Origin of the sequence: Paenarthrobacter sp. UW852 (genome assembly GCF_024608385.1) — a bacterium.
In the GTDB taxonomy this organism is placed as follows: domain Bacteria; phylum Actinomycetota; class Actinomycetes; order Actinomycetales; family Micrococcaceae; genus Arthrobacter.
In genome coordinates this window covers 392,324-409,723 of record NZ_JAMSGY010000002.1, presented here as the reverse complement: position 1 = coordinate 409,723, position 17,400 = coordinate 392,324, and the positions used below count along the sequence as shown (strand labels likewise).

General features: G+C 64.2%; 20 protein-coding genes and 1 pseudogene. 9 read left to right on the top strand and 12 right to left on the bottom strand.

Annotated features, from left to right (window positions below):
• The first annotated feature begins 37 nt into the window (after positions 1-37).
• From NEK97_RS05060 to NEK97_RS05050, 3 genes and pseudogenes are all read left to right on the top strand, one after another.
• Positions 38-505: a nucleoside deaminase gene (locus NEK97_RS05060; RefSeq protein WP_257368834.1), complete on the top strand. Its 468-nt coding sequence runs from the start codon at positions 38-40 to the stop codon at positions 503-505.
• Between the two features lie 79 nt (positions 506-584).
• Positions 585-1,019 carry a CBS domain-containing protein gene (locus NEK97_RS05055; protein WP_235519087.1) on the top strand — a complete coding sequence of 145 codons (435 nt, stop codon included), beginning with the start codon at positions 585-587 and terminating at the stop codon, positions 1,017-1,019.
• A gap of 171 nt (positions 1,020-1,190) precedes the next feature.
• Positions 1,191-3,625 (top strand): annotated as a pseudogene (locus tag NEK97_RS05050) (Tex family protein).
• A 103-nt stretch (positions 3,626-3,728) separates the two neighbouring features.
• Here the strand turns inward: NEK97_RS05050 and NEK97_RS05045 are convergent.
• The 3 genes from NEK97_RS05045 to NEK97_RS05035 form a co-directional block, all read right to left on the bottom strand.
• Complete coding sequence (locus NEK97_RS05045) at positions 3,729-4,724, bottom strand: alpha/beta hydrolase (RefSeq protein WP_257369021.1); 996 nt, start codon at positions 4,722-4,724, stop codon at positions 3,729-3,731.
• Positions 4,721-5,083 (bottom strand): DUF1622 domain-containing protein, encoded by a 363-nt coding sequence (locus tag NEK97_RS05040; protein ID WP_235519090.1) that lies wholly within the window; start codon positions 5,081-5,083, stop codon positions 4,721-4,723. Before NEK97_RS05040 ends, NEK97_RS05045 begins: the two co-directional genes overlap by 4 nt.
• 109 nt (positions 5,084-5,192) lie before the next feature.
• Positions 5,193-6,101, bottom strand: coding sequence for an MSMEG_6728 family protein (locus tag NEK97_RS05035; RefSeq protein ID WP_257368833.1), 909 nt, complete (start codon positions 6,099-6,101; stop codon positions 5,193-5,195).
• An 82-nt stretch (positions 6,102-6,183) separates the two neighbouring features.
• Between NEK97_RS05035 and NEK97_RS05030 the strand changes: the two genes are divergently transcribed.
• From NEK97_RS05030 to NEK97_RS05020, 3 genes are all read left to right on the top strand, one after another.
• On the top strand, positions 6,184-7,215 hold the full coding sequence (locus NEK97_RS05030) for an adenosine deaminase (RefSeq protein WP_257368832.1): 1,032 nt from the start codon (positions 6,184-6,186) through the stop codon (positions 7,213-7,215).
• Between the two features lie 155 nt (positions 7,216-7,370).
• Positions 7,371-8,249 (top strand): glycosidase, encoded by an 879-nt coding sequence (locus NEK97_RS05025; protein ID WP_235519093.1) that lies wholly within the window; start codon positions 7,371-7,373, stop codon positions 8,247-8,249.
• Positions 8,250-8,342: 93 nt separating this feature from the next.
• Positions 8,343-8,627, top strand: a complete 285-nt coding sequence (locus NEK97_RS05020) for an acylphosphatase (RefSeq protein ID WP_257368831.1) — start codon at positions 8,343-8,345, stop codon at positions 8,625-8,627.
• A gap of 5 nt (positions 8,628-8,632) precedes the next feature.
• Here NEK97_RS05020 and NEK97_RS05015 read toward each other — a convergent pair whose 3' ends face one another.
• From NEK97_RS05015 to NEK97_RS05000, 4 genes are all read right to left on the bottom strand, one after another.
• A complete protein-coding gene (locus tag NEK97_RS05015; RefSeq protein WP_257368830.1) occupies positions 8,633-9,025 on the bottom strand; it encodes a type II toxin-antitoxin system VapC family toxin in 393 nt (130 codons plus the stop codon).
• Positions 9,022-9,288 (bottom strand): type II toxin-antitoxin system Phd/YefM family antitoxin, encoded by a 267-nt coding sequence (locus NEK97_RS05010; RefSeq protein ID WP_235519096.1) that lies wholly within the window; start codon positions 9,286-9,288, stop codon positions 9,022-9,024. The genes NEK97_RS05015 and NEK97_RS05010 overlap by 4 nt, the downstream gene beginning before the upstream one ends.
• Positions 9,289-9,363: 75 nt before the next feature.
• Entirely contained in the window at positions 9,364-10,257 is an 894-nt protein-coding gene (locus NEK97_RS05005) for a ribokinase (protein WP_257368829.1), read from the bottom strand.
• A gap of 23 nt (positions 10,258-10,280) precedes the next feature.
• Positions 10,281-11,054 (bottom strand): GntR family transcriptional regulator, encoded by a 774-nt coding sequence (locus NEK97_RS05000; protein ID WP_257368828.1) that lies wholly within the window; start codon positions 11,052-11,054, stop codon positions 10,281-10,283.
• 135 nt (positions 11,055-11,189) lie between these two features.
• Here NEK97_RS05000 and NEK97_RS04995 point away from each other — a divergent pair, with 135 nt between their 5' ends.
• Together NEK97_RS04995 and NEK97_RS04990 are read left to right on the top strand one after the other, a co-directional pair.
• Complete coding sequence (locus NEK97_RS04995) at positions 11,190-12,650, top strand: MFS transporter (RefSeq protein ID WP_257368827.1); 1,461 nt, start codon at positions 11,190-11,192, stop codon at positions 12,648-12,650.
• An 82-nt stretch (positions 12,651-12,732) separates the two neighbouring features.
• Entirely contained in the window at positions 12,733-13,713 is a 981-nt protein-coding gene (locus tag NEK97_RS04990; protein ID WP_257368826.1) for a nucleoside hydrolase, read from the top strand.
• A 5-nt stretch (positions 13,714-13,718) separates the two neighbouring features.
• On the opposite strand, the gene NEK97_RS04985 is transcribed toward NEK97_RS04990, so the two are convergent.
• The 3 genes from NEK97_RS04985 to NEK97_RS04975 form a co-directional block, all read right to left on the bottom strand.
• Positions 13,719-14,471: a metalloregulator ArsR/SmtB family transcription factor gene (locus NEK97_RS04985; RefSeq protein ID WP_257368825.1), complete on the bottom strand. Its 753-nt coding sequence runs from the start codon at positions 14,469-14,471 to the stop codon at positions 13,719-13,721.
• Positions 14,472-14,604: 133 nt separating this feature from the next.
• Positions 14,605-15,102, bottom strand: a complete 498-nt coding sequence (locus NEK97_RS04980; RefSeq protein WP_257368824.1) for a DinB family protein — start codon at positions 15,100-15,102, stop codon at positions 14,605-14,607.
• Positions 15,099-15,530, bottom strand: a complete 432-nt coding sequence (locus tag NEK97_RS04975) for a VOC family protein (protein WP_257368823.1) — start codon at positions 15,528-15,530, stop codon at positions 15,099-15,101. Before NEK97_RS04975 ends, NEK97_RS04980 begins: the two co-directional genes overlap by 4 nt.
• 82 nt (positions 15,531-15,612) lie before the next feature.
• Here NEK97_RS04975 and NEK97_RS04970 point away from each other — a divergent pair, with 82 nt between their 5' ends.
• The gene (locus NEK97_RS04970; RefSeq protein WP_257368822.1) at positions 15,613-16,302 is read left to right on the top strand and encodes a hypothetical protein; all 690 of its coding nucleotides are present in this window, start codon (positions 15,613-15,615) and stop codon (positions 16,300-16,302) included.
• Between the two features lie 22 nt (positions 16,303-16,324).
• On the opposite strand, the gene NEK97_RS04965 is transcribed toward NEK97_RS04970, so the two are convergent.
• Both NEK97_RS04965 and NEK97_RS04960 read right to left on the bottom strand, forming a co-directional pair.
• Positions 16,325-16,825, bottom strand: a complete 501-nt coding sequence (locus NEK97_RS04965; RefSeq protein WP_257368821.1) for a GNAT family N-acetyltransferase — start codon at positions 16,823-16,825, stop codon at positions 16,325-16,327.
• A 43-nt stretch (positions 16,826-16,868) separates the two neighbouring features.
• A complete protein-coding gene (locus tag NEK97_RS04960; protein WP_257368820.1) occupies positions 16,869-17,282 on the bottom strand; it encodes a hypothetical protein in 414 nt (137 codons plus the stop codon).
• Positions 17,283-17,400: the final 118 nt, after the last annotated feature.

Below are 17,400 nucleotides of genomic sequence, written 5' to 3'. Positions count from 1 at the left end.
CCGACAATTTAGCGTGGAAGCAATTTAGACTTCACGCATGACTGAAACAGCCCAAAGCGCTGACCCGGCTTTTGAAGCCGCGTTCCAGGCCGCGCAAAAGAGCCTCAGCGAAGGTGGGATCCCCATCGGAGCTGCCTTGGCCCGTGACGGCGAGGTTATTGCCACCGGACACAATGAACGCGTGCAGCACGGCGATCCGATTGCGCACGGCGAGATGTCCGCACTGCGCGCCGCGGGACGGCAGAAAAGCTACCGCGACACCACCCTTTACACCACCTTGGCGCCATGCGCGATGTGCACGGGAACCATCATCCAGTTCAAGATTCCACGGGTGGTAGTCGGCGAAGCGGAGACCTTTCCCGGCGAGTTCGACCTCCTCCGGTCACGCGGCGTTGAGGTGGTGGTTCTGGACGATCCCCGGTGCGTGGACATGATGCGGACGTTCCAGGAAAAGCACCCGGAACTGTGGGCCGAGGACATCGCTGAAGAGGCCGATCGAGCGTAGGCTTGGCTTCATCGGCGCTGAGCCGAAAGACTCATCCCCAAGGCCCCGCGTCGGTAATCCAATCGATGAAGGAGGATCCATGAGTGTCGTACGTGAATTCATGTCAACGGATTGCCAGTGCATCGAAGAGGATAAAACTCTTCAGGATGCCGCCATGCTGATGAGGGACCTGGACTGCGGCTCACTTCCCATCTGCGGCCGGGACGGCAAGCTCACTGGTTTCATCACCGACCGCGACATTGTGGTCAAGTGCCTGGCTGAGGGTAAGGACGCCCGGGAAGTCCGTGCCGGGGACCTCGCCACAGGCAAGCCCCATTGGGTTGACGCGGATGCCAACGTCGACGACGCCATTGCCATGATGGAAGAGCATCAGGTGCGGCGCCTGCCGGTCATCAGCGACCACAAACTGGTGGGCATCATCAGCCAGGGCGACATTGCCCGCCACCACTACGCGGAAGATCGCCTCGGTGAAATGGTGGAGCACATCTCCGCCAAGGAGCACATGGCCCACTAGGCCCCGCCTATCGCGGGCAGCCTGTCACCATCCCCAGCCGCCGCGAGGCACCCCTTCCGGGGGAACGCCTCGCGGCCCGTCTTTTGCTCCAACTACACCACTAACCGGGCCGCAGGGATAGGCCCGCAGGATGCCGGACCTGAAACTGTCGGCCGGGTGAGGCAAACTGTCATGGTGACTTCAAATCTCCAACACCAGTCAGCCGACTCCGCCATCCACACCCAGATCGCCGAGGAACTCGGCGTCAAAGCCTGGCAGGTCAAAGCCGCGGTGGAACTGCTCGACGCCGGATCCACCGTTCCCTTCATCGCCCGCTACCGCAAGGAAGCCACCGGGACGCTCGATGACACCCAGCTCCGCGACCTTGAGGAGCGCCTCAGGTACCTGCGGGAACTGGAAGAACGGCGCAAGTCCGTCCTCGAGGCGATTGCCGCCCAAGGCAAGCTGACCCCGGAACTGGAAGCCGCCGTCGTCGGTGCTGACACCAAGGCGCGGCTGGAAGACATCTACCTTCCCTTCAAATCCAAGCGCCGCACCAAAGCCCAGATCGCCCGCGAAGCCGGGTTGGAACCACTCGCTGACGCCCTGCTTGCCAACCCGCAGCTGGATCCCACCACCGAGGCCGCCAAATACCTGAATGCCGAGCACTCCATCGAGGACGCCACCACAGCGCTTGCGGGTGCGCGAGCCATCCTGGTGGAGCGCGTCGGGCAGGATGCGGACCTGGCTGAGGACCTCCGCGAACGGCTCTGGAAGCAGGGCCGGATGGTGTCCCGCGTGAAGAAAGGCATGGAGGCCGAGGGCCAGAAGTTCAAGGACTACTTCGAATTCACCCAGGTGCCGTCGGGGATGCCGTCGCACCGCGTGCTGGCACTCCTGCGTGGTGAGAAGGACGGCGTCCTTGAACTGGACCTCGCCGAAGCCGACCCCGCCGACGACGACGCCCTGGCCGCCGCCCGCGGTAAGTATGAGAACGCTGTGGCCAAGTGCCTGGGTGTTTCCAACCAGGGCCGGCCCGCCGATACCTGGCTGACACAGACCGCTCAGCTTGCCTGGCGCGGACGTATCCTGGACCGTCTCACAACGGACCTTCGTGGTCGAATGTTCGCCGACGCGGAAGATGAAGCCGTGCGCGTTTTCGCTGCCAACCTGCGCGACGTCCTCCTGGCCGCCCCCGCGGGAAACCGCGCAACGCTGGGCCTGGATCCTGGACTGCGGACCGGGGTCAAGGTCGCGGTGGTAGACGGAACCGGCAAGGTGGTCACTACAGACACCATCTACCCGCACGCACCCGCGAAGAAGTGGGGCGAAGCACTGGCCACCCTCGGCCGGCTCGCCAAACAGTACAACGTGGAACTGGTGGCGATCGGCAATGGGACGGCCTCCCGGGAGACGGACAAGCTGGCAACCGAGCTCATCAAATCCCTTGAGGCAGCCGGGTCCAAGGGAATCCAGAAGCTGGTGGTCTCCGAGGCTGGAGCATCCGTGTACTCAGCATCCGCGCTCGCAGCTTCCGAGCTTCCGGGGATGGATGTGTCGCTCCGAGGTGCCGTGTCCATTGCCCGCCGCCTGCAGGATCCGCTGGCGGAACTGGTCAAGATTGAGCCGAAGTCCATCGGTGTGGGGCAATACCAGCACGACGTCACCGCCGCCAAGCTTGATCGATCCCTGGATGCCGTGGTGGAGGACTGTGTGAACGCCGTGGGTGTGGACGTCAACACTGCCTCCCCGGCGCTGCTCAGCCGGGTGGCCGGCGTCGGGCCGCTGCTCAGCGAAAATATCGTGGCTTACCGGAACGAGAATGGTCCGTTTGCCAAGCGAAGCGACCTCAAGAAGGTGCCGCGCCTGGGCGCAAAGGCCTTCGAACAGTGCGCAGGATTCCTTCGGATTACCGGGGGAGCGGAGCCACTGGACGCCTCCAGCGTTCACCCCGAGGCGTACTCCGTGGCCCGAAAGATCCTGGTCGCCGCCGGCGGAGGACCCGCCACGGCCTTGGACCCGCAGGCCTTCGTTGATGGCACTTTTGGCCTTCCCACGGTCAAGGACATCATGTCGGAGCTCGAGAAGCCGGGCCGTGATCCCCGGCCGGCGTTCAAAGCGGCGTCGTTCTCCGAAGGCATCGAGAAGATCTCCGACCTCAAGCCAGGCATGATCATGGAGGGCACTGTTACCAACGTTGCCGCGTTTGGCGCGTTCGTGGACGTGGGAGTGCACCAGGACGGTTTGGTCCACGTCTCGGCCCTGTCCAACAAGTTCGTGTCGGATCCGCGCGAGATCGTGAAGTCCGGCCAAGTGGTCAGGGTCAAGGTCCTTGAGGCGGATCCCGAGCGCAAACGCATCTCACTGACGTTGAGGCTCGACGACGAACCCGGCACCGGGGGCGGCCGCACCTCCGGCGGGCGTCTTCAGGTGATGGCCAGCGTCCTGGGGGACAGCAGGGCCAGCGCGGCGGCCAGCCCGCTCAGCGAGGTCAGGGCGATCGCCGGGGTAACCAGGGTCGCCCCCAGCAGGGTGGACAGCGTCAGGGCAAGCCTCAGCAATCCCAACCCGCGCCCGCCAACACGGCAATGGCCGAGGCGCTGCGTCGGGCAGGACTGGGGAAGTAGGCCTCGCCCGCCCACAAATCCCGCCCTTGTTTGTGTGCCTTGCCGTTCTACGGTGAGGCTGACGAACAAGGGCTGGGTTCTGTCTGGACGGGGGACTCGTGGGCTACGCGCCTGCGGTCCTGGCGTTCCCCAAGGTTGCTTCGTGTGGCTGCAGGGCTGCGGGAAGCCAGCGAACGATCCGCGCAAAGGCTTCCCGCCGGATGGGTTCGGGCGACAGGAAGATGTCGTGGAGCGCGTTCGGCAGCCGGCTGATGGTGACGGTGTCCGCAAGGGAAAGTGACCGGTGGGCTACGGCGTCGACGTTGAGGGCCACGTCCGCGGTGAGTGCGTCGGCGGACCATTTTGGCTGCAAGTAGCTCTTGTCCGAGAGCATCACCAACACCGGAACGTCGATGCCCAGACCGGCCGCGACAGTCGCCTGTCCACGGAACACCGCATCCAGGAACGCGGGTGTGAGGGGGAATCCGCGGTCCGGACGCCACTCAAGGTTGTAATCCCACTCGCCGTCCAACGAAGCGGAAACGGCCCGGGTGTAGATGCCCGGGTCCACCGGTGGCAGCGGCGCCAACGGATGAAGCCGGGCGTGGAGTCCCACCAAGGGCGCGATAGCGCGTCTGCCGAGTTCGGTAGCTTGGAACTCCAGCCAGGGACTGTTGAGGATCAGTGCCGAAGCCATGCCAGGGTGGCGGGCAGCCCAGAGACTGAGGGTGAGTCCTCCGGTGGAGTGGCCCAACAGAATGAGTGGCCGCTCCGAAGCGCCTGAACGGCCCATGGCCTCCAGCGCTGCGTCAATGTCGGCGTCGTAGTCGTCCAGGCTGGTAACGAACCCTGGAACCAGTCCGGGCCGGAGGCTGCGGCCATAATTGTGCAGGTCCAAGGCGAAGAAGCGCGCGCCGGCGTTATGCCAGAACTCGGCCACATGGCGTTGGAAAAAGTAGTCGGACCAGCCGTGCACGTACAGGACATCCGCATCGAGCCCGCCCACTTCAGGCGGCGCCCCGACGTACCTCACCAAAGTGGCGACAGCGCCGCCGTCGAGCTCCAAGGTCTGTTGCTCAAAGCCGGCACCAAGTATGTCCGGAACCCATGCCCCGGTCATGAAGTCTTCTCTTTCTGCCACGGCCAACGCCCGGTGATTTCGAGTTCCAGCGAGAAGCTCAGGAAAGTCCGGATCAGCACGATGATCGCCAATACCCCGACGCTCTCGAAGGTGGGGGTGACGGCGACGGTTCGGATGATGTCGGCGGCCACCAGCAGTTCCAGGCCCAGCAAGATTGACCTGCCCAACAACTGCCGGTAGGCGCGGTACGGGGAGAACGGTTCCAGGCCGCTGGCGCGTTTGGGTTGGTATCCACGGAGGGCCATGGGGATGGACACCAAGGCGCCGATCACCATCACCGCCACCCCGGCGAAGTCCATGTACCGGCCGACTGCTTCGATGATGTGCTGGAAATCCATGGCCCTCCCCGGTTAGGTGCGTGCCTCCACCGTCTCACAAACAAGCGACGGCGACAGTCAGGTCCCCTAGCTACGGAACCCGGCTGCCGCCGTCGTGAACGAGCAAAAGCTACAGCGCGGGCGCCGGGACCCGGAAGAACACGCGGGGATCCTGCAGGAGCGCCGGGTAGTCGAAATCGGAGCGCTTGATCACGTTGGTGACCTCGAAGTCGCGGGCGAAGCGTCCGTCAACGGTGATGGGGCGTCCCTGGATGAGGCCGACGGCGAAGACCTGGCCGCCGTCGAACGGGACGGCAACCTCGGTTTTGCCGGGAAGCGTGTTGAACGCCTGATCCTGGGCCTGGCGCTTGCGGGTGGGCTTCTTCTCCTTCGGCGCGGCGGGACGCTTCTTGGGCCCACCAACCTGCCTGCGGGACTTCTCCTCGGCGTACACGAACTCGTAATCGTCGGTGTCCGAAACGGGCTTCGACTTCCCGTGCGGGGGCATGCTGACCGTGGTGAGCTGCTCGGGACGGATTTCCTCCGCCGGGGCGCGCAGGATCCAGAGGCTGTCCTCTTCGGGTTCCTCGGGGTGGAACTCGTGCTTGGGTTCCGGCCACACGTATTCCAGCTTTTCGTCGGTGCCGGGGAACAGCTGCGTGTAGAACTTGGGGTCCTTGCCGATCAGCTTGGAGCGGTGGCTGAGGTGCAGGTCCTCGTGTCCGAGCCATGGCGGCATGATGATCCTGGAGGCGTAGTCCGGGTGGGCGGCCTGAGGTGCGAACTCCGCGATATTGGTGCGCGTGTTGTCCGGGTGGCCCCGCTCCATCCACTCGTCGGCCATCGCCAGCCCGTACAAGGTGAGCGCCGGGACGTGGCCCATCCACATGCGCACGGCCGGGTGTGACTGCCAACCGTACTCCGGGATCACCAACGCGCGGAGGACCTGGAGTGCTTCGACGCGCTGTTTGCCGAGCCTTGAAGTGTCGAGCGCCGCGGCACTCTCACGGAAATCGGCGAAGGGGAGGAAAGTCTGCATCCTTTCAGTTTGAGGGTGCCGGGCTTGAGAACCAAGTTGAGTGCTCCGGGACACGTGCGCCGATGGGGCCTAGAGTTGTCGGGTGGAAACTTTTGGCGAGAAAACGACGACCACGGCGCCCCCGGTTGCCGAACTGCACCTGCACATCGAAGGGACCCTCCAGCCAGAGCTCATCTTTGCTTTGGCCGAACGCAACGGCATGGAACTGCCGTACGAAGACATCGAGGAACTCCGCGAAAAGTACGAGTTCACCGATCTGCAGTCCTTCCTGGACCTCTACTACGCCAACATGGCAGTCCTGCAGACCGAGCAGGACTTCACCGACATGACCCGCGCCTACCTGGAGCGGGCGGCAGCCGGGGGAGTTCGCCATGCGGAAATCATGATGGACCCCCAAGCCCACGTCTCCCGCGGCGTTGCCCTGGAAACCTGCGTGAACGGCGTGGCCAACGCCTTGGCTACCTCGGAAGAGGACTTCGGCGTTTCGACCCTCCTCATTGCAGCTTTCCTGCGGGATATGTCCGAGGATTCGGCCCTTGAGGTGCTGGACCAGCTCCTGGCCATGCACGCACCCATCGCCGGCATCGGGCTGGACTCCGCAGAGGTGGGCAATCCGCCGTCGAAATTTGAACGCCTGTACCAGCGCGCGGGCGAGGCCGGACTGCGCAGGATCGCACACGCGGGCGAGGAAGGACCGGCGTCGTACATCACCGAGGCGCTGGACGTCCTGCACGTCGAACGGATCGACCACGGCATCCGCTGCATGGAAGATACCGACGTCGTGCAGCGGCTCGTCGCCGAGCAGGTGCCGCTGACCGTTTGCCCGCTGTCCAACGTGCGCCTGCGCGCGGTGGACAAGCTGGAAGACCATCCGCTCCCGGAAATGCTCGCCATCGGCTTAAACGTTTGCGTGAATTCAGATGACCCCGCCTACTTCGGTGGGTACGTGGATGACAACTTTGAGCAGTTGGTCAAGGTCCTGGAATTCTCGGTACCGGAGCAGGCAACCCTGGCCGCGAACTCCATCCGGTCCTCGTTCGCCAGCGACGCCCGCAAAGCGGCGCTGTTGGACGAGGTTACGGAGTGGGTTAAATCCTCCGTTCCGCACCCCTGAGGCTCGCTTGGGCACGGCAGCCGAGACCCGTAGATCAGTTGCGGCGAATGTGATGTCACACTCGGTCACGACACACGGTGTTTACCTTCAGCAGTCGTGGGAATTAACAAATCATTGGCAAACTGCTGTGGAGTAACCACCGTTGAAGGAGAAGCATGGGCGCGAACACCGCCGAGAACACCAACCTTCGTCTGAAGGCCGTACTGGACATCCTCGCCGAGAGCGTGTGGGCCGGAACTTCGCTGAACGCCGGGGAGGTGTTGGCCGAGGCGATCGCCCGCGTTCCGTTCAACGATCACGAAGCCGAGCTCCTGAGCGGCGGTATTCCCCGCGGCCACAAGACCCTGACATCGGCTTCGGCGAAACTGGTCAAGGCTGGGTGGCTGGTCAAGGGCCGGTCCGGGTGGACCATTCCCGAGGACGGCTTGCGCGCCACAGTCGCTTTCCCTGATGTGGCGGCTTTCGCGGCAGCGCTCGACGCCGGAACTCCGGTACCAGCCGACGTTCCGGTTCCGACCGCCCCGCCTGTGAAGCCTGCGGCGAAGAAGGCAGCTACCAAACGCGCTGCAGCCAAGAAAGCGGCTCCTGATGAAGTGGCTGAGCCGAAGGTTGCCGCTGCAAAGGTCTCGGCCCCCAAAGCGAGGGCGGCTGCTGCCAAGGCGGAGCCGGCCGCGAAGAAGTCACCGCGCAAGGCGCCGTCGAAAGCTGCGGCGGCTCCCGCCGTCGAGACCGTCCCGCAGCCCGATGCCGTCGCGGTTGCGGGCGACTTCAACACCATTCTGGGCGCACCCGAGGACTGGGCGCCGCAGTACGACGAAGCCCAGATGGAGTTCAACCCGTTGGTGCAGGTGTGGACGCTGACAGCTGATCTTCCGGCCGGGCACTACACCTACAAGATCGCCTTGAACCGTTCGTGGGATGAGAACTACGGTGCGTTCGGTGCCCGCGACGGTGCCAACCACGAGTTGAACCACGACGGCGGTCCCGTCACCATCACGTACAACCACGTGACCCGGGACATCGTGGTCGGCTAGCTCTTTCCTTTGCTGGATCCCGCCCTTGTTCGTGGCGCCTCCCGTTGTACGGGGTGCGTGACCAACAAGGGCGGGACTCGTTAAGGTGGGTCCATGGCAGCAGACACGGTCCGGGTTACCGCACGCATTTCCGGCGTGGTGCAAGGCGTGGGTTTCCGCTACTGGACTGCCCGGAGTGCCGACGAACTTATGCTCACAGGGACCGTGCGGAACGCTTCAGATGGTTCGGTGGAACTCGTGGCCGAGGGGTCCGTGGAACGTGTTGAGCGTTTCACGAGCTGGCTCCATTCCTCGAACGCCCCGGGCCGGGTGGAGAACGTCGACTTCCAGGTTTCCGAGGCCACCGGGGAGTTCGACGACTTCCGGATCGTTGGGTAGCAGCGCTAATTTCCCGGTGACGCAGTCATGAGCCCGGACTCCTTCGCAGCCATGAGGAGTTCTTGGTCGTAGGCCACCACCGCGTCCGCCTGCAATCGGATGGCGGTTGCGAGGTGGATTGCGTCTGCGCTCCTGAGCTTCCCGGGGAGGGCCGAGGCATACATTAGGTCCGAGCGAGTGACATCAACAAGATTGATGCCCGTGAGGACATTGTTGACTTGGTCAAAGGGCAGGTTGCGGCGGCGTGCTGCGCAATGAAGCTCGGTATAGAGGAGCATTGACGTCACCAAATGGCCGCCGGCCGCACGGACATCGTAGAGGTGGGCGGCCAGTGCCACGGATTCGCGTTCCTCCACCACAAGCTTCAGAATCGCGGATGTATCGGCGTAGACGATCACCGATCGCCACGCAGATCGGCCAGAATCTCGGCCGTGGACATCTCACTTTGAACCCGCGGCAGGATACGAAAATCGACTGGCGAATCAGAGGCTGGCCGCACGCTGCCTGCTCGCAGGAGACGCTCGAACGGGGATGCGGACGGCGGAATAAGCGTAGCGGCGACCTCGCCATTGTTGGTGACGTCGATGACCTCACCGTTCTTGACGCGTTCGAGTATCTTGCTGCTTTGATTGCGCAGTTCGCGGTGGGGAATAGTTGTCATGGTTAGCCTCCGTAGCAATCGTAGCAGCCGAGAGCGATGGGGCTCGATAACATCGGCAAAAACGCAATCGGCGGACTATGCAGTGGCGGAACCTGACGCGAGCGAGGTCCGCGTCGCCTCGATGTAGTGCTCCAGTGACTTCAGCGCAGGCTGGGACGAAGCATCACGCACTGCGTCCGCGCCAACAGCATTTGCCACGGCCAGCGCGTGAGCGTAGTCGAGCCCGGTTTGCAGCGCCAGGACCAGTGCGGCGCAGAAGGCATCGCCGGCTCCGATGGTGTTGGCAATGTCCGTGACACGCACGGCGGGAGCTTCGGCAACCCGTTCGCCGTCGACGAAGATCGCCGAGCCGTCGCCACCGTACGTGACGGCCACCAGCGGGGCGTTCTTCAGCGCGGGGATCAGCTCATATTCGGTCTCGTTCACGATCACCAGGTCGCAACGCTCCAGCAGTTCAGGAAGGATGGGTGCCGCGGGGGCTGCGTTCAGCACAAAGAATCCTTTGGTGGCCTGTGCTGCCTCGAGGACAACTTCCTGGTCCACTTCGAGCTGGCACAAGACGGCCTCGTCCTCGCCAAAGCTCACGTTTTCCAGGCTCACGGACGCGTTGGCGCCGGGGCACACGACGATCTGGTTTTCGCCGTCGCTGTCCACCAGTACCAGCGCGGTGCCGGTGGCTTCGTCCACGGCAGCGATGTCCCGAACGTCGACGCCGGCACCGGCCATTGCCTCCAGAAGTGTCCGCCCGGCGTCGTCCCGCCCTACTGCCCCCACCATGCGGGAGCTGCCTGCGAGCCGGGCTGCGGCGACTGCCTGGTTGGCGCCCTTGCCCCCTGGTTGCTGCCGCAGGACAGCTCCGCCCACCGTCTCGCCCGGCGAGGGGAGCCGGCTGGCGGTGGCCGTGATGTCGAGGTTGATGCTGCCCACCACGGTGAGTGTGGGCGCGGAGGACTGAACGGGCGTGCTCATGGGAGGTCCTTTTCGGGAAGGTTTCAGGAGGACTGGATGACGGAAAGGTGCCCGGCCTTAGCGGCTACGAGGCATTTGGCGAGGTAGAAGGGGGAGCCGTTCCGGCGCACGTATTGGGTGAGGACCAGTACAGGATCGGAGGGGCGGAGTCCCAGGAGTTTGGCTCGGCTTGGACCCGCGGTGCTGAGGCTGATTTCGCATTCGCCGGGGCCAAGGGTCACGCCGGGTAGCCCGCCCAGTACTTCCAGCAGCGTGGAGGCAGAAAGTGTTGGTGCTTCCGCGGCCTCTGTCAGGGGAGCGGCTTCGGGTATTTCCTGCGACACGTTTTCCTGCAGGTGGGCCACGGGTTCGCCGTCGCGGATGAGCACGCTTTCCCAGAACCAGACGTCCTGGGCCGGCTCCACGCCCACACCCGGTGCCACGAATTCCGAGGCGGGCTGTTTGATGGCGGCCACCCTTTTAACTTGGATGTCCTGGTCCGGGCCACCAAGTAGCTGATCGAAGGGCCGGATGTGTTCGATCCCGATCCGTGGCAGTGAATCTGCCACGAAGCGGCCCACCCCTCGGCGGGCGCGGGTGAGGCCGTCTTCTTCCAGCAGCATCAGCGCTTCCCGGATCACAGTACGGCTGACGTCCATCATGATGCCCAACTCTGTCTCCGTTGGAAGCAACGAGCCCGGCGGCAGGACCTTGGTCCTGATGGCCTCGGCGATGCGGGAGTATGCCGCGACGCGCAACGGCTGCCCTGGTTGGGTAGCGATGGGGCGGGACAGGAATTTGACGGCGTTGTCGGTCAAGGGTGCCTCACTTGGGATGGGTTACCGATACTGTACCGGATCGATGTGACAGGTTGCACAAGCTCGTAATACATGCTTGTATAACAACTCACATCTCGTGGCGCCGCCCCGCGCCCTCGGACAAAGGAGTTTGATGTGAACATCCCCACCGCCACAGGCACGCAGGCTGGAGACCCGCAGTCCCCAGCCTCAGCCGACACCGGAGCAGCCGGCACAAAGACTGACGCGGGTCGCGTCCAGGGCAAGGCCGCCGCCCTGCTGATCACCACCCTGGTGCTTGCCGTCCTGGCGTTCCAGCTGAACGCCAGCATGATCACCCCTGCCCTCCCGCACATCGGCTCCTTCTTCGGTGAGTCCCCGGAAGCCGTAGCCCAAGTGCAATCCATGTTCTTCCTTGCTGGTGCCATTTCAGGTCCAGTGATCGGGCGCTGGAGCGACTTCATCGGCCGGCGCAACGCACTCCTGCTGGTCCTGGCGATCATGGGTGCCGGTACGGTGCTGTGCATCTTCGCCCCGAGCCTGCCGTTGCTGGTGGCCGGCCGCTTCATGCAGGGTGTTTCGAGCGCCATCTTCGCTCTCTCCTACATCGTCCTGAACGAGTACCTGCCGGCCCGGCTCTTCGGTACATCCATCGGCATTATCGCGGCCATCAACGGTGGCGTCGGTGGCGTGGATGGCTACTTCGGCGGGCTCATGGCAGAGACCCTGGGCTTCCAGTCGATTTTCGTCGCCGTGCTGGTACTGGCCGCGATCGCCGTCGTCTGTGTCATCAAAGTGGTCCCGGGCGGCAAGTCCGCCGTCGCTCCGGGCCGGATGGACTGGTGGGGAGCGGGATCGCTGTCCGTGTTCCTGGTGTTCATCACGTACTTCGTATCCACGGGTTCCTCCGCAGGCTGGACCTCACCGGCAGCCCTCGGCTTGCTGGCTGGCAGCATCGCGTCCTTCGCGGCCTTCTGGCTCATCGAAAAGAAGCGCGAAACCCCGTTGGTTGCAGTCCACCACCTCCGTTCGCGCCAAGTGTGGCCCGTTATCGCCACCACCGTGCTGACGCTTGCCGGCATCTTCGCCATCATCAACTTCACCGTGGTGCTGCTCAGCCAGGACAAGGAAAACGGCTTCGGCCTCTCCGCGTCCGTTGCGGCGCTCCTGTTCCTCACCCCCGCCGCGTTGATCGGCGTGTTCGCTGCACCGCTGGCCGGTTGGATCGCCGACCGTCGCGGCTGGATCAAGACCGTTCGCGTTGGCACCGCCACCAGCCTCGCCTGCGCGATCGTGGCCGCACTGTTTGCGCACAACCAGGTCACAGTCCTCATCGCCATCGCCGCACTGGGCATCTTCTACAACGGCTTCTTCCTCACCGCGATCAACGGCCTGTCCGTCCTGCTCTCGCCCAAGGAAGCGCCGGCCGCGTTGCCGGGCATCAACGGCGCCTCCTTCGGGATCGGGGCGAGCCTCGGCGTCGTGATTGTTGCGCCGTTCGCCGGCTTGGGCACTGCGGCCGGATACTCCACGGCCCTCTGGATTTCGGTGTCCATCACAGCGCTGGCGTTCATTGTTAGCCTGTTCATCGCAGCGCCGAAAGGCGAAAAGATCTAACGCACGACGCCGGCTCCCACCTAATGCGGGCCGCCCACTGCCGCTTCACCACAGTCCACTTCACCCGAATCGAGAGACCTCAATGACCCAGCCCGCACCCTTCTTCCTTGATTGCGACACCGGCATCGACGATGCCCTGGCCCTCGCCTACCTCCTGGCCACCCCACGGGCCAACCTGGTGGGGATCGGCACCGTCAGTGGGAACGTCTCCGCCGCCGGTGGCGCACGGAACACCCTGGATCTGCTGAACCTGGCAGGCCACCCGGACATCCCCGTGGCCGTCGGTGCGCACGATCCCCAAGTGGGCACGTTCCATGGGGGCGCTCCGCACGTCCACGGCGACAATGGGATTGGCGGGGTGGACCTGGCGCCCTCAGACCGGGAGCCTGTCACGGCCTCGGCAGCGGAGCTGTTGGTCCAACTGGCACACCAGTACGCAGGGGAGTTGCGGGTGGTCGCCATCGGTCCGCTGACCAACATCGCCGACGCCCTGCGGCTGGAACCCAAGTTGCCGGAACTGGTCGCCGAGCTCACCATCATGGGCGGCGCCGCGCTGGCTCCGGGCAACATCACGCCCGTGGCCGAAGCGAACATCGCCAACGATCCTGAAGCTGCGGCAGAAGTCCTGGCCGCCGACTGGACCGTCACCATGGTGCCCTTGGATGTCACCATGACCAATGTCCTGGAGGAAAACCACCGGCAGGAACTGCTCGCAAACGATCACCCGGTTTCGCAGGCCCTCGGTGAAATGCTGGGGTACTACTTCGGTTTCTACATCGACATCTTCGGCCGTGCATGCTCGGCCATGCACGACCCCCTGGCCGCAGCCATCGCCGTCAGGGGAGTGGAGCTGGCCTCAGCTCCCACCGTTCGCGTCCAGGTGGACACCACGGACGGACCCGGCCGCGGCCAAACGGTGTGCGACCTTCGTGGACAGTACGCCGGTTTCCCGGAACAACGCGGTGCCCGTTGCCGGGTGGTGCTCTCCATCGGCGAGGACTTTGCTCCGCATCTGCTGGGCACACTGCAGGCGGCGTGGCTTACTGAAGTTCAGGTCGCTTAGGTCGGCTACGCGTACATGAGTGAGCCGGGTGTGGTGAGGGTTTCGCCGGTCTCCAGCCAGGTCTTCAAGCCTGAGAGGATCATGGGCCAGCCGCCGTACAGTTGGTCGTTGGCGCCCTCGCGGAGTTGATCGTGCGTGACGGTGAGGTGGCACGAATCGCCGACCGGTTCGATCTCCCAAGTGATCCGGGACGTGCCCTCGGCCTTCACATCCTCGCCCCACAGCGCGGTCATGGTCTGGACGAGCCTGCGCGGAGGATCAACCTCGATGTTCTCGCCCTCGCCCAGCGGCGCATCGGCTTTGGGGTTCCGCATTTCGAAGTGGCCGCCCTGGGTCCAGTCCGAGGTCAGGGTGTTCCCGAACTGGTACTTGCTGCGGATCTCGCTGTTGGTGATGGCCTCCCACAACCGTTCCGGTGTGGTCTTGATGTAAATCTCGAAGATCTTTTCCATGGGACTTTCCAATCTGGATTTGAGGTCGCTGAGTGCAGCGGCCCATGGTTCTGCGAATTTACTCACCCAGCGGTCGTGGATGAGGCGGATGGGGACCGGGTTCAGGAAATGCAGCTTTTCACGACCACGACGGCGGGTAACCACCAGCCCTGCATCTTCGAGCAGCTTGAGGTGCTTAGCGATGCCGAACCGGGTCATCTCGAAACGTGCTCCCAAGGCGGAGGCAGACTGGCCATCCTCGCGGAACAGTTCGTCCAGGAGTTCCCTGCGGGTGGGGTCTGCCAGCGCCTTGAACACGGTGTCCATGGCCTCAGAATAGGTGACTATTTGGTCACGTGTCAACGGATTTTCGGCGGGTCCCGGTGAGTTCGCGGGAAGCGTGCGAGTTCGCAGGGTCCCCTCCCGCGAACTCGCGGCATTCCAGCGAACTCGACCCGCCCTACGCGTCGGCGCTGGTGATTTGTTCGCGCAGGATGTCGGCGTGACCGCAGTGCTGGGCCAGCTCCCGGAGCATGTGGAGGTACACCCAACGCAGCGGGAGCGGGCCGCGGCGGTTTCCGAGGACAAGATCGTCCAAGGCCAGCTGCGCCGCCGCTCTCCTGGATGCTTCGCATGCCTCCACATGGGCTGCCCGAATGCTGGCGATCGTGTCCTGGTCATCCAGGATGAACGACTCGTCAGGCGACGCCGGGATGCCTATTTCGGCACGGGACCGGCCCGTGATGGCTTCGTCGAACCACACCTTTTCCACGAAGGTGGCGTGCTTCACCAGGCCCAGCAGCGTAGTCCGGGACGGGACCAGCCGCCGTCGTGCCTGTTCTTCAGTGAGCCCATCGAGACTGTCGTTCAGAGCCCGACGGTGCTCGTCCAGGAAGGTATCGAACTGGACCCGTTCGCTGTTGTTGATGACGTCCTCCGTTGAAGTGTGCGTGCTCATCCGAAAACCACCGTGCCGTCGTCGTTGATTTTCCAGCCGGGGTTGTGCGCGATTTCCCAGACGATGTCGTTGGGGTCCTTGACGTGCCCATGGAAGATGCCGCCGAACGCGCCGGCCTGGGCGGGTTTCAGCAGCATGGCGCCGGCTGCGACCAGGGCATCGATGGTGCTGGTGACGTCCTCCGCGCTGCCGACATTATGGGAGAGGGTGACTCCGCTGACTCCGGAGGTGGCGGTGGTGTTGTTGAGGTCCTGGTCGAACTTTTCGGCGTCGAACAGGCCGAGTACCAGGCCCGGCGCAACCTGGAAGAAGAGGATCTCGCCAGGGACATCCATGAGCGGTTCCCACCCGAGGCCGGCCTTGTAGAACGCGCGGGCGGCGTCGAGGTCCCGCGTGGCAAACGTGATGAAGTGCAGTTGCTGGTCCATAGGGGAATAGTAGCGAGCGGTCCTGTCCTGTTGAGTGCCCGTCCTGTTGAGTGCCCGTCCGGGCCGGTGGGAGGATGGAGCGGTGGAACCCCTCTTCGATTTCCTTGGTCATTATTGGTGGCTCATCTTTCCCATTGGCGGCATGGCTGGTGGCTGGGCGAGGTCGTGGTCCAAGGCCAGCGAAGAGCGGCACCGCCGCAAGGTGGAGTTGCTCAAGCTGAGGAACCAGCTCGCCGTGCACGAGGAAGCCAACCAGGCAGAGGTCGTCTCGCTCATAGCCGCCCACGATTCCGTGAACCACCGATGGCTGGACTACGAGCTGGACGTCGGCAACCTCATCGACTTCCCCCTCATGACCGATGTGCGCGAGCCCCTCACGGTCGCCTTCCTCAAGGCCAAGAAAGAGGCCGACGGCTTGAGGCCCGCAGCGCCGGAGGACATCACGACGCCGGCCCGGCTGGCTCAATATCGTGCAGCGGTCCACAGTTACGAACTCGCTTTCGATGTCGCCGAGCGCGAAGCCCGACGCATCAAGGACGGCAATTTCAGCGGCCCCGAACGCCAACGGCTGGCGACCGCGCGCAAGCTGCTGCGCATTGCCGAAGACACCGCCGCGACCCCTGCCGAACGTCAGACCGCATACAAGCGTGCACGCAAGGAACTCGACGGGTTGATCGTGCTTCCCGAGGCCACGGTCGCGGCGCTGGAAGGGAAGATCGCGGGGATGCTGGACACCCGGAAGGACCCGGACACGGACGCTCGGTTCGCTTGATGGGGGAGTCCGGAAGCGGTAGCTAAGCCAGCTGCACACCCATCACGGTCCGGGTTACCGGCCCGTCCGTGTCATCCTCGATGTGGCGCATGCCGATCCGTTCAGCGACCCGGCGGGAGGCGGCATTTTCGGGATGAATGATGGCGACAAGTGAGCTCGCGCCGACCACGTCCGGCGCATATTCAAGGCAGACCGTAGCTGCTTCCGTGGCGTAACCCCGGCCTTGAAGGTCCAGGCGGACGTGGTAGCCAACCTCAAGCTCGGACCTGCCGTTGACCTTCTGCCATGTCAGCCCGCAGTCTCCGACGAAGTCGCCGGCGTGCGTTTCCACGATCCAGAGTCCGTAGCCGTGCTGCGCATAGTTCGCCTGGTTCCCGTCGATCCAGGCCGCTGCTTCGTCCCGGGATTTCGGTGCCGGGTAATACGTCATGACGTCGGGGTCGCCCAGCATGGCGCTCATGGCGTCGAGATCATCCGGTGTCATCTCGCGGAAGCGCAGCCGGTCGGTGGGGTGGGGGAGCATGCCCACAGCTTACGGACTGCGATCAGACGGGGCCGGAATACGCTTAGCCCCGGCCCAGGCTGGTCGAGGGGTCGCCGCTGCCCTCGGAGGGGTCTGCGCGCAGATCGTCGGGGTCGCTGCTGGGCAAGCCGGCTGGGCCTGCGACGTCTCCCGAGGAGGCTTCGGACGTGGCGTCAGAGGTGACGTCGTCGCCCCGGTGAGTGCCGCCGTCGGAATCCGATGACGCGGCGCGAGTCCCGCCGTCGGGTTCTCCCGGCGCGCGACGGCGACCCGTGGGCTTTGGGGAAAGGTCCTCGTCCATGGCATTGGAGCCTTCGCTGATGGAGGAGTGGACCTGGATATCGTCGTCCTTCTCGCCCGGCTCGGGAACCTGCTGGTCGTTCACTGGCTTGGAGGTGTTCGCCAGGTCTTCCATCGCGTTTTCGGTGGCCTTGCGGATGCTGTCTTCGACGCCCATGAGATGACTCCTTTGCAGAAATGGTCCGGGATCGAACCCGGCTCACATAGTAAGCCTACTTAGTTGTTGCACAAAGCGACACCCTGCACTGACTTGACAGGAAGGCGGTAAGTGGGTC